The 10463-nt window shown below is 72.3% G+C and carries 11 protein-coding genes, 1 tRNA gene and 4 pseudogenes; 9 read left to right on the top strand and 7 right to left on the bottom strand.

Annotated features, from left to right (window positions below):
- Window positions 1-224 precede the first annotated feature (224 nt).
- The 7 genes and pseudogenes from KPL57_RS69000 to KPL57_RS63660 form a co-directional block, all read right to left on the bottom strand.
- A complete protein-coding gene (locus KPL57_RS69000; protein WP_308253523.1) occupies window positions 225-467 on the bottom strand; it encodes a hypothetical protein in 243 nt (80 codons plus the stop codon).
- Between the two features lie 567 nt (window positions 468-1034).
- Window positions 1035-1214 (bottom strand): amidase family protein, encoded by a 180-nt coding sequence (locus KPL57_RS73635; RefSeq protein WP_374203987.1) that lies wholly within the window; start codon window positions 1212-1214, stop codon window positions 1035-1037.
- A 97-nt stretch (window positions 1215-1311) separates the two neighbouring features.
- Window positions 1312-1419: pseudogene (locus tag KPL57_RS73630) on the bottom strand (hypothetical protein); the annotation flags it as partial.
- Between the two features lie 164 nt (window positions 1420-1583).
- Window positions 1584-1709 (bottom strand): hypothetical protein, encoded by a 126-nt coding sequence (locus KPL57_RS71565; RefSeq protein ID WP_308253517.1) that lies wholly within the window; start codon window positions 1707-1709, stop codon window positions 1584-1586.
- Window positions 1706-2314 (bottom strand): hypothetical protein, encoded by a 609-nt coding sequence (locus KPL57_RS71560; protein ID WP_308253515.1) that lies wholly within the window; start codon window positions 2312-2314, stop codon window positions 1706-1708. Before KPL57_RS71560 ends, KPL57_RS71565 begins: the two co-directional genes overlap by 4 nt.
- Window positions 2275-2988, bottom strand: coding sequence for an MFS transporter (locus KPL57_RS71555; RefSeq protein WP_308253513.1), 714 nt, complete (start codon window positions 2986-2988; stop codon window positions 2275-2277). The genes KPL57_RS71560 and KPL57_RS71555 overlap by 40 nt, the downstream gene beginning before the upstream one ends.
- A gap of 522 nt (window positions 2989-3510) precedes the next feature.
- A pseudogene (locus tag KPL57_RS63660) lies at window positions 3511-4719 on the bottom strand (M20 family metallopeptidase).
- A 118-nt stretch (window positions 4720-4837) separates the two neighbouring features.
- On the opposite strand from KPL57_RS63660, the pseudogene KPL57_RS63655 reads away from it, so the two are divergent.
- From KPL57_RS63655 to KPL57_RS63615, 9 genes and pseudogenes are all read left to right on the top strand, one after another.
- Window positions 4838-5354: pseudogene (locus tag KPL57_RS63655) on the top strand (tRNA adenosine deaminase-associated protein).
- Window positions 5355-5831, top strand: a complete 477-nt coding sequence (locus KPL57_RS63650) for a nucleoside deaminase (RefSeq protein WP_226359264.1) — start codon at window positions 5355-5357, stop codon at window positions 5829-5831.
- Between the two features lie 21 nt (window positions 5832-5852).
- A tRNA-Ser gene (locus KPL57_RS63645) sits at window positions 5853-5938 on the top strand.
- Between the two features lie 124 nt (window positions 5939-6062).
- On the top strand, window positions 6063-6806 hold the full coding sequence (locus tag KPL57_RS63640) for a maleylpyruvate isomerase family mycothiol-dependent enzyme (RefSeq protein WP_226359263.1): 744 nt from the start codon (window positions 6063-6065) through the stop codon (window positions 6804-6806).
- Window positions 6803-7171 (top strand): hypothetical protein, encoded by a 369-nt coding sequence (locus KPL57_RS63635; protein ID WP_226359253.1) that lies wholly within the window; start codon window positions 6803-6805, stop codon window positions 7169-7171. Before KPL57_RS63640 ends, KPL57_RS63635 begins: the two co-directional genes overlap by 4 nt.
- Before the next feature lie 447 nt (window positions 7172-7618).
- Window positions 7619-8233 (top strand): molybdopterin cofactor-binding domain-containing protein, encoded by a 615-nt coding sequence (locus KPL57_RS63630; protein WP_226359262.1) that lies wholly within the window; start codon window positions 7619-7621, stop codon window positions 8231-8233.
- 20 nt (window positions 8234-8253) lie between these two features.
- Window positions 8254-8913: pseudogene (locus KPL57_RS71550) on the top strand (molybdopterin cofactor-binding domain-containing protein); the annotation flags it as partial.
- A gap of 82 nt (window positions 8914-8995) precedes the next feature.
- Entirely contained in the window at window positions 8996-9973 is a 978-nt protein-coding gene (locus KPL57_RS63620) for a molybdopterin cofactor-binding domain-containing protein (RefSeq protein ID WP_226359261.1), read from the top strand.
- A gap of 10 nt (window positions 9974-9983) precedes the next feature.
- On the top strand, window positions 9984-10463 hold a 480-nt coding region (locus tag KPL57_RS63615), incomplete at its 3' end, for a (2Fe-2S)-binding protein (protein WP_226359260.1).

Here is a 10463-nt window from a genome sequence, read left to right as displayed (position 1 = left end):
CCCGCGGAACGCGCGGCGCACCCGGTCGGCCGACTGCTCACCGTCGGCGCGGGCGTCGTCGTCGGTGATGGCGGGCGGGTCCACCTCCTCCACGGCGACGACCTCGACGACCCCGGCCGCGCGTCCGCAGCGTCGAGCCGGCGACGATCCGGGAGCGCGCCCACCGGCGGTAGACACGATCGACGTCGCCCTCGGCCACTCCGCGGGCACGGCCACCGGCAGGATCACCGCAGGGCCCCCTCCAGCGCCCGCGCCAGCCCCAGCAGCACGTCCTCCCCGACCGTGATCCCCACCAGCTGCACCCCGGCCGGCAGCCCCGGCACCGGCACCGGCAGCGCGACGACGGGCGGTCCAGCAGGTTGAGCGGCGAGGTCAGCTGCAGCATCGACGGCAGCACCGGCACCCCGTCGTGCTCGGTCGCGCCCGATCGGGGTGGCCCGCAGCCGGGTGGTGGGGCAGAGCAGCACGTCGCAGGAGGCCCCGAGTCGGTCGAGCAGGGCGCGCCCGATCCGGCGGCGCTCGCGCGGGCGCGGCGTCGACGTAGACGTGCGTGGGCACCTCGGCGTGCGGGGCGAGCCGGGCGGCGGTCGCGGGCTGGTACTCGTCGCGGCGCTCGGTGAACCAGTGCCGGTGCGTCGCGTAGGCCTCCGCACCGGTGATCACGGGGTAGGTGGCGGCGAGCTCGGCGACGCCGGGGGGGTCTCCTGGGCGGCGACGGGTGCGCCGAGCGCGGTGAGCGCGTCGGCGGCGGCGCGGACGGCATCGGCGATCACCGGGTCGTGCGGGCGCCCACCAGTCGTCGTCGGCGACGCCGATCCGGGGCAGCACCGCCGCGGCCGACGCGCCGGGCTCCCCGAGCGCGGTGCGGGCGACGGCGAGCGAGGCGGCGTCGGCGGCCAGCAGCCCGACCGTGTCGAACGACTCGGCGAGCGGAACACCCGCTCGCCCGGGATGGCCCCGCCCGCGGCTTCAGCCCGGCGACGCCGCACAGCGCGGCCGGGGTCCGCACGCTCGCCCGGTGTCGGTCCCGACGGTCAGCGCGAGGTGCCCGGCGGCGACGGCCGCGGCGGACCGGAGGACGAGCCGCCGGTGATCCGGGACGGGTCGTGCGGGTTGCGGGCCGGGCCGGTGGCCGCGACGTCGCCGGTGGGGCCGTAGGCGAACTCGTGGGTGTGGAGCTTCGCGACGACCACGGCCCCGGCGGCCCGCAGCATCGTCACCACCGGCGCGTCGGCGGCCGCGCGGCCCGGCGTCGGCCAGCAGCCGCGAGCCGCACCGGGTCGGCAGCCCGGCGACGTCGACGAGGTCCTTGATCCCGACGGCGACGCCGTGCAGCGGCCCCAGCCGTCGTCCCGCGGCGGACAGCGCGGTCAGCTCGGCGGCGCGCTCCCGGGCCCGGTCGGCGTCGAGGGCGACCACGCAGCCGGTGGTGTCGGACTGCAGCCGGGACAGCACGTCGTCGACGTGCTCGGAGGGCGAGAGCTCCCCGGAGTCGAGGGCCCGCAACAGGTCGGGGAGCGGCAGCACGCGTTCAGCCTGCCGTCGCTCCCCGCCTCCGACAACCGGTGATCAGCAACCGGTGATCAGCGCGCGGCCAGCTCCCTGGCGATCTCGCGGGCCTCCTCCGGCGACGACGCCGACGGCTGCCCGTCGCGCAGCGGGCGCCGCGCCGTCTCGGGCAGGAACAGCAGCGTGACGACCCCGATCACCCGGCGGCCATCAGGTAGTAGCCCGGCCACAGCAGGTCCCCGGTGGCGAGGACGACCGCGGACATCACCAGCGACACGGTCCCGGCGAACGCGGACACGAAGATGTTGAACGCGATCGACAGACCGCCGTAGCGGATCTGGGTCGGGAACAGCGCCGGCAGGGTCGAGGGCTGGTGGCGGAGAAGCAGATCAGCAGCAGGCCCATGAGCAGCAGCCCGAGGAACACCGAGGGGATCGAGCCGTTCTGCCATCAGCAGGATCATCGGGATGCCGAGCACGATCAGCCCGCCGGCTCCGGTCCACATGATCGGTTTGCGCCCGATCCGGTCGGAGAGCCGCCCGAGCAGCGGGATCACGAACACCGCCAGCCACAGCACGACGATCTGCAGCCACGACGACGTCGTGGAGTCGATCGGGGTGCCGCCGTGCTGGTCGACCGTGGTCTCCAGGTAGGTCGGCATGTAGCTGGTGAGCATGTAGTTCGTGACGTTCCAGGCGACGACGACGCCGCCGACCATGACGAAGGTCGGCAGGTACCTCGTGAAGATCAGCTTGAGGCCGTCCTTCACCTGGGTGCCCTCGCGCTCCTCGGACTCCGAGAGCATGGTCTGGAACGCCGGGGTCTCCTCCAGCCTGACCCGCAGGTACACCCCGACGATGCCAGCGGCAGCGCGACGAAGAACGGGATCCGCCAGCCCCAGCTGGACATGTTCTCCGGGCTGAGCAGCAGCGGCAGTACCGAGGCGATGGTGGCGCCGAGGGCGTAGCCGACGAACGTGCCGAGCTCGAGGAAGCTGCCGAAGTACCCGCGACGACGGTCGGGCGCGTACTCGGCGATGAAGGTCATGGCACCGGCGTACTCACCGCCGGTGGAGAAGCCCTGCAGGACACGGGCGGCGACGAGCAGGATCGGCGCGGCCAGCCCGATCGAGGCGTAGGACGGGATGAGCCCGATCAGGAACGTGCCCAGCGCCATCAGGATGACCGTGATCGAGAGGACCTTGGTCCGGCCGATGCGGTCGCCCAGCGGGCCGAAGAACAGAACCGCCGAGCGGGCGGAAGAAGAAGGCGAACGCGCGAAGGTCGCGAACACCGCCACCTGGGACAGCGGCCTGGGCGGGAAGAACTCGGCCTCGATGGTCGTGGCGAGATAGCCGTAGACACCGAAGTCGAACCATTCGGTGATATTGCCGACCGCGGCCGCCGCGACCGCGCGGCGCATGGTCGCGGGGTCGGTGACGGTGACGCCGTCGACCGCCCCGTCTACTGTGTCGTCCACTCGTTCCCCCTGGCGACTGGGCACGCCACGGTGACGCTTTCGTCGTAGAACTGTCGATCCGTGGCGTTCTGTCCGATTACTTGAACAATTCTCCACGACGTTAACGAGGCTCCGCTCCCATTGCCGGATGGGGCGTCGTCGTGGCTGTGAGCGGAGTCATCCGATTCGGTGCTTCCGCAGGCGGGACAGCGCTTTTTCGACGTGGGACCGTGGTCGACGGGCGCAGATGGCGCCCGTGGGACTCGCAAGCGTCGCGACTCCGCCCGGGTCATCCGGACCCGGTCACCGGACCCGGCGCGTGCCCGTGTGAGGAGGAGCCGTCATGGCTGTGTCGAGCGCCGTTTTCCTGTCGATCATCGCGAGCACGGGGGTGGGCCTGGCGGTCACCTCCGCGCTGGCCGCCTACGCCCAGCGCAACTGGAAGGGCTACGGCCGCGTCTCCGCCGCTCGGTCGACGAGACCGCCTGAGCGACCGCACCGACGGCGCCGCGCTCCTTCCGGGGGCGCGGCGCCGTCGTGTGTTCAGCCAGTCGCGGCCAGGGCGAGACCGGCGTACACGGCGACCCCGGCCGGGAACGCCGCCTCGTCGAACACCACCCGGTTCGAATGGTTCGGCGGGCGAGGGCGGGATCGACCGACGGCGGCCGCGCCCCCAGGAAGGCCAGCGAGCCCGGCACCCGGTCCAGCACGTAGGAGAAGTCCTCCGCGCCCATCAGCGGATCCGGCATGGCGACGCAGGCGCCGCGGCCGAGCACCTTCTCCGCGACGCGCACCAGCCGGGCGGTCGCCCGGTCGTCGTTGCGGGTGACCGGGTAGCCCGGGACGATCTCCACCTCGGCCGTGCAGCCGTAGGCCAGCGCGGTGTGCCGGCAGTGCTCGGTGACCGCCTGGTGCAGCAGCGCGCGCACCGGCTCCGACAACGTCCGCAGCGTCCCGGTCAGCAGCGCGGTCTCCGGGATCACGTTGTCGGTGGTGCCCGCCTCGATCCGGGACACGGTGAGCACCGCTGACTCCTGCGGTCCGACCCGGCGGGTCAGCAGGGTCTGCAGGCCCCCGACCATCGCCGCGGCGGCGGGGACCGGGTCGCAGGCGTCCTGCGGGGCCGAGGCGTGCCCGCCGCGGCCCGTCACCCGGACCGGAGCACGTCCGCGGCCGCCATGATCGGGCCCGGCCGGTGGTGGAGCTGCCCCGTCGGCACGGTCGAGGAGATGTGCAGGGCGTAGGCCAGCTCGGGGTCCTCGTCGAGCACGCCCTCGTCGATCATGTGCTGGGCGCCGTGGAACCCCTCCTCGCCCGGCTGGAACATGAACACCACCCGGCCGGCGATGCGGTCCTGCCGGTCCGCGAGCAGCCGCGCGGCCGAGGCGAGCATCGCGGTGTGGGTGTCGTGCCCGCAGGCGTGCATGACGCCGTCGGTGCCCGAGGCGAAGTCCAGTCCGGTGTCCTCGGCAGCGGCAGCGCGTCCATGTCACCCCGCAGGAGCACCGTCGGTCCGGGACGGTCGCCGTCGAGGACCGCGGTGACCGACGTGCACGAGCCGCCCGTGCGGATCCGCAACGGCAGCCCGTCGAGGGCGCGCAGCACGCGTCCCGGGTACGGGGGAGGTGCAGTCCGAGCTCCGGGGCGCGGTGCAGCTCGCGCCGGCAGCGCCACCGTCCGCGGCTGCAGGACGCGGGCGGCCTCGAGCAGGCCGCCGGGGAGCCCCGCGACCGAGGTGGGCGTGATGGGCATGGACCGATCGTCGCTGACCGGAGCCCGTCCGGCGCCCGCAGGCCCGGTGTGACACGCGTACTGCTGCGTACCTGGTCGTGGCGTGACTCACAAGCCCGGAGCGACGTACCGTTGACGCGTGCCCACACAGAGCGTTGAGGCAGCCCCGGACACCCGTGGCGCCGCCCTGCCCGGATTCGCGGTCGCCGCGATCCGGGAGGAGGGTCGTTGGCGCTGTGTCCGGCTGGGCTCCGAGGCGCTCGTGGATCTCGACGCGGCGATCGCCGCGCTGCGCGCGCAGCGTTCCACCGGCGCGGTGCTCGGCCTGCTCGACGTCGACGACGAGTTCTTCGTCCTGATCCGCCCGTCCGCGGGCGGGGTGCGGCTGCTGATCTCCGACGCCGTCGCCGCGCTGGACTACGACATCGCCGCCGACGTGCTCGACCTGCTCCGCGTCGAGCTCCCGCCGGACGACGACGCCCTCGACGCCGCCTGGCGAGGGTGACCTGGGCATCGTGGCCGACCTCGGTCTGCCCGCCGACGAGCTGGAGGAGATCCTCGTCTCCGACCTCGAGCTCTACCCCGACGAGCAGCTGGACACCATCGCCCGCCGGTGCGGGTTCGCGGCTGCGCTGGACGAGCTCGTCGGCTCCTGAGTGTTCCGCCCGGCCGACCGGCTCGCGCTGGGCCGCGCCCTCGACGTCGTCGCGCGCGGCGCCGCGGCGACCGGGGACATCCCGATCGGCGCGGTCGTCTTCGCCGCCGACGGCACCGAGCTCGCCGCGGCCTGCAACGCCCGCGAGGCCACCGGCGACCCGACCGCGCACGCCGAGGTGCTCGCCCTGCGTGCCGCCGCCGCCGTCGTGGGGGAGTGGCGGCTGACCGGGACGACCCTCGCCGTGACCGTCGAGCCGTGCACGATGTGCGCCGGCGCGATCGGGCTGGCCCGGGTCGAGCGTGTCGTGTTCGGGGCGTGGGAGCCGAAGACCGGCGCCGCCGGCTCGCTGTGGGACGTGCTGCGCGACCGTCGGCTCGCACACCGGCCCGAGGTCGTCGGCGGGGTCCGCGCAGGTGAAGCAGCCGCTCTGCTGCGCGAGTTCTTCGGCCGGACCCCGTCCGCCGACCGTGACTGAGCCTGGAGTAACCTTGTCGGCGGTAGCGTGTCCGAGCGGCCGAAGAGAGCGCGCCTCGAAAGCGCGTGAGGTTCACGCCTCCGTGGGTTCAAATCCCACCGCTACCGCTGGTCAGAGGGCCGGATCCCCGAGTCGGGGGTCCGGCCCTCTGTCGTTGGCGCGATGAGTTCCCGAGGGCCGGGCGGTCCCTGTGGTGGTCGACGATCCGCTCACCACCCGGGAGGCCCCACCGTGACCGATGTCTGGAAGCTCGTCCACGCCGAGCGCGCCGCGCTGCTCGCCGACCTCCGGGACCTCCCCGACGACCGGTGGGACACGCCGTCGCTCTGTCCCGGGTGGACCGTCCACGACGTGCTCGCGCACCTCGTCGACACCGCCCGGACCACCCGGACCCGGTTCGTCCTCGGCATGCTGCGCGCCCGCATGGACTTCGACCGGCCGCAGAACGCGGCCGGTGTCGCGCGCGAACGGGGCGCCACTCCCGCGGAGACCGTGCGGCGGTTCGCGGCCTGCCTGCCGCTGACCGCCACGCCCCCGGCCCCGCTGGCGACCCGCTGGGTCGAGATGGTGGTGCACGGCGAGGACATCCGGCGTCCGCTGGGGATCGTCCGGCCCTACGCGCCCGCCGCCGTCGCCGGTGCGGTGCAGGTGCAGGCCCGCACGTCGGTGTCGTTCGGGGGCGCTCGCGAGACCGTCTCCGGCCTCTGTCTGCGGCGCGACCGACGCCGACCTCGTGATCGGGTCCGGCACGGAGGTGACCGGGACGGCGCTGGCCCTGCTCCTCGCGGTCTCGGGGAGGCCGGTCCGGCCGGGGGAGCTCGTGGGGCCCGGCGCGGCCGTGCTCGCGCGGGCGGAGTGATCTCCGCCTGCCTCCGACCGTGGTCCGAGGCCACGGATCATTCCCGGCTCCGATGTGGCCGACCCCTCTCCGCCGCGACAGTGGGTACACACCCCCACACGAGGAGCTGGAGATGACCACGATGACCACCACCCCGGAACCCACCCGCCCCGGAGACCCGGACGCCTACCCCGTTCTCACCGTCCTGATGCTGATGCTGGGTGGTTTCGTACTGCCCGTCGTCGGCTGGCTCGCCGGCGTCGTGATGCTGTGGACCGGTCGCTCCTGGACGGTCGGGGAGAAGTGGCTCGGCACCCTGGTGTGGCCGGGGATCGTCGCCGTGCCGGCGCTGGTGCTGGCCGTAGGCCTCGCGGTGCCCTCGGAGCCGGGCGCCGGGCACTGGGCGATCATCGTCGCCGGGATCGTCGGTGTCCTGGGTGCGCTGGTCGTACTGCCCTGGACCTTCGTCCGGCTGCTGCGCGCCGCTCGGCCTACCCGCTGAAGTTGTCGTGATGCTCGCAGTCGGACGAGATCACCACGATCGAGGGTCCGGGACCACGAGGCGGTCGACGACATCGAGGCACGCGGAGTCGGGCGGCGGGCGCGGTCACTTCGGGTGACAGCGGCCTTCGGTTCGGTCGCCGTCGACTGAATCACTCGGACGAGTGGCATCCCCGTCGCCGGAGTAGCCGCTTCCTGCGGTATTTGTGACGGCGAGTCATCCGCATCTGCGGGTAAGGGGACCCTGAATGCCAAGTCGTTGACCTGCGAAATAACTGATCTCCGATAGTCCGGCCGCGGAGTTCGCACGACATCTGGCGCGCGTGCCGACGCGTAACCGTCGAATCAGGCACGTCGTTGGTCGCCCGAATGCCCGCGGACGTCCCCGCTCCCCGCACCGGACGTCGCCGTCGGGTCGTGCACCGCAGCACAGTCGGAGAGGACAACGATGCCCGCTCACAGCGCCACCGCCCCCGAGCGCCCGGCGTCCGGAGACAACCGCAAGAACGTCAGCCGCCGGCGGTTCCTCGGCTATCTCGTCGCCGCCCCCACGCTGGTCGTCGCCGCCGAGATCGGACGCCAGACCTGGCTCCCCGGTGTTCCGCAGGCCAACGCGGCCGCGATCCCGTCGCCGCCCCTGCCCGCCGAGCTCTACGACCTGCTCGACCTCATCCGTGACTCCGCGCGCCCGACCGCGAACCTCATCCGCATCGAGGTCAACCGCGACGGCACCGTCTCGTTCGCCCTGCCCCGGTCGGACAACGGCCAGGGCATCATCACCTCGACGCAGATGATCATCGCCGAGGAGATGAACCTGGACCCGGACCAGGTGATCGTGACCCTGGCCGACGCCCGCCCGGAGCTGGTGTTCAACCAGCTCACCGGCGGCTCGACGACGACGTTCTCCACCTACACCCCGATCCGGGTCGCGGCGGCGCTCGCGCAGAAGCGGCTGCTCGACGCGGCCCGCGAACGAGCTCCGCCAGGACGTCAACGTGCTGCGCAGCCGGCAGGGGCTGATCACCGGCAACAACGGCGAGGAGCTGCCCTTCTGGGGAGCTGACCGAGCTGGCCTCCAGCTCGGTGAACGAGGCGGTCGACGTGGTCCTCAAGGACCGCGAGGAGTTCACCGTCATCGGCACCCCCCGGACCAAGTCCGACGCGCGTGCGATCGTCACCGGCAAGAAGAAGTTCCTCGCCGACCTGCAGATCCCCGACGCCCTCCCGACCGTCATCTGCCGCGGGCCGAACCTCAACTCGGCTCCGCTCGGCGCGTCAACAACATCGACGAGGTCCGCCGCATGCCCGGCGTCACCGACGTCGAGCAGGTCCCGAGCGGGTGTCGCGGTGCGGGCGAAGACCTTCGGCCAGGCCGTCGACGCGGTCAACGCACTCGACGTCGACTGGGACGGCGGAACCGTCGAGGGCGAGAACGACGAGTCGGTGCTGGCGGCGCTGCGCCGCGGCGAGCTGCCGCTGGCCGTCCCGCAGGCGCTCGGTGAGACGGTCGAGGGCGACTTCACCTTCTACTTCCGCAGCAACTCCGCGCTGGAGACCAACTGCGCGATCGCCGACGTCCGTGACGGTTCCGCCGAGATCTGGGGGCCGTCGAAGTCCCCGATCGCCGCGCAGGCCGAGATCGCCAAGAAGCTCGGGATCGCCCAGAACGCGGTGACGGTGCACGTCACCGAGGGCGGTGGCTCGTTCGGCCGCCGGCTGTTCTTCGACGGTCTGGAGGAGGCCGCCGAGTGCTCGAAGGCGTTCGGCAAGCCGGTCAAGCTCATCTGGACCCGCGCCGACGACTCCCGTCAGGGGACGGACCCCGATGGCCACCTGCCGGGTGCGCGCCCAGGTCAGCGGGGACGCGGTCAGCAGCTTCGAGATCCGGCACACGAGCGTCGCGACCGAGATCAACCCGGGCCTGTCCGAGGCGATCACCGCGGCGGCGAACAAGGCGCCCGGCGGCAACCTGACCGTCTCGGAGAGCATCTACCTCACGACGCAGACCAACCCGTACAACGTGGGCGTCGCGACCTCGCTGCTCAACGAGGTCGACATGCGCTTCAACACCTGCTCCATGCGCAACATCTACTCGCCGGACACGGCGACGGCACGCGAACTGATGATCGACCAGGTCGCGGCGAAGATGGGCAAGGACCCGTACGAGTTCCGGTCGGCCTACACGAAGCTCACCCGCTGGAAGAACGTCGTCGACCGGGCCGCGAAGGAGGCGGACTGGGGCAAGTCGATGCCGAAGGGCACGGCCCAGGGCATCGCGATGCACGTCGAGTACAAGGGCGTCGCCTGCGCGGTCGTCGAGATCGACTGCCGGCCGGAGACCGTCGACCGGAAGATCCGTTCGGCCCGCACCGGCCCGCGTGTCACCAAGGTGACCTATGTCGTCGACGGCGGACTGATCATCAACCCGCGTGGCTTCGAGGCCCAGATGATGGGCGGCATCAACGACGGCATCGCGATGACGCTGACCGCGGGCCTGCACCTGGTCGACGGGCACTTCGTCGAGGCGAGCTGGGACAACTACTTCTACACCCGGCAGTGGAACACCCCGCCCGAGATGAACATCGTGCTCATCGAGGACTCGGAGGCACCCGAGCCCGGCGGTGCCGGCGAGTTCGGCGTGGCCGCGACCTGCGGCGCGATCGCCTGCGCCTACGCGCGCGCCACCGGCACGGTGCCGACGCAGTTCCCGATCCTGCACAACGAGCCGCTGCCGTTCGAGCCCTACCCGACGATCCCGCCCGTGCCGCCGTCGCCGACCAACGGCCTCGACTTCGCCCGCTGAGGAGACTGACATGCCTTCCCACACCTTCACGGTCAACGGCGAGAAGGTCACCGTCGACGTCGAGGACGACGTCCGGGTCCTCTGGGTCCTGCGGGACCTGCTGGGCGTGACCGGGCCGAAGTACGGCTGCGGGATCAACGTCTGCAAGGCCTGTACGAGCCACATCAACGGCAAGGCCTTCAACCCGTGCTCGGTCCCGGTCGGGGCGATCTCGGAGTCCGACGAGATCACCACGATCGAGGGGATCGCCGACGGCGAGAAGCTGCACCCGATGCAGCAGGCCTGGATCGACCACGACGTCGCCCAGTGCGGGTACTGCCAGCCCGGCCAGATCATGGCGGCGATCGACCTGGTCAAGCGCTGCTCGGCCGAGGGGCGCTCGATCGACGACGAGGCGCTCGACGACATCCGCAACATCTGCCGGTGCGGGACCTACAACCGCATCCGGAAGGCGATCAAGGCCGGCGCGACAACATGTGACGCCGCCCGC

Source organism: Pseudonocardia sp. ICBG601 (assembly GCF_020496245.1).
Note: the sequence above shows the minus strand (reverse complement) of the source record. Positions and strands in the feature narration are given on the sequence as shown.

Bases quoted from the DNA above. Each gene is read 5' to 3' on its own strand.
- KPL57_RS71560 (WP_308253515.1), bottom strand. From the start codon at position 2,314: ATGCTCTCGGAGTCCGAGGAGCGCGAGGGCACCCAGGTGAAGGACGGC.
- KPL57_RS63630 (WP_226359262.1), top strand. From the start codon at position 7,619: ATGCCCGCTCACAGCGCCACCGCCCCCGAGCGCCCGGCGTCCGGAGAC.
- KPL57_RS63635 (WP_226359253.1), top strand. From the start codon at position 6,803: ATGACCACGATGACCACCACCCCGGAACCCACCCGCCCCGGAGACCCG.
- KPL57_RS63620 (WP_226359261.1), top strand. From the start codon at position 8,996: ATGGCCACCTGCCGGGTGCGCGCCCAGGTCAGCGGGGACGCGGTCAGC.
- KPL57_RS73635 (WP_374203987.1), bottom strand. From the start codon at position 1,214: ATGCTGCGGGCCGCCGGGGCCGTGGTCGTCGCGAAGCTCCACACCCAC.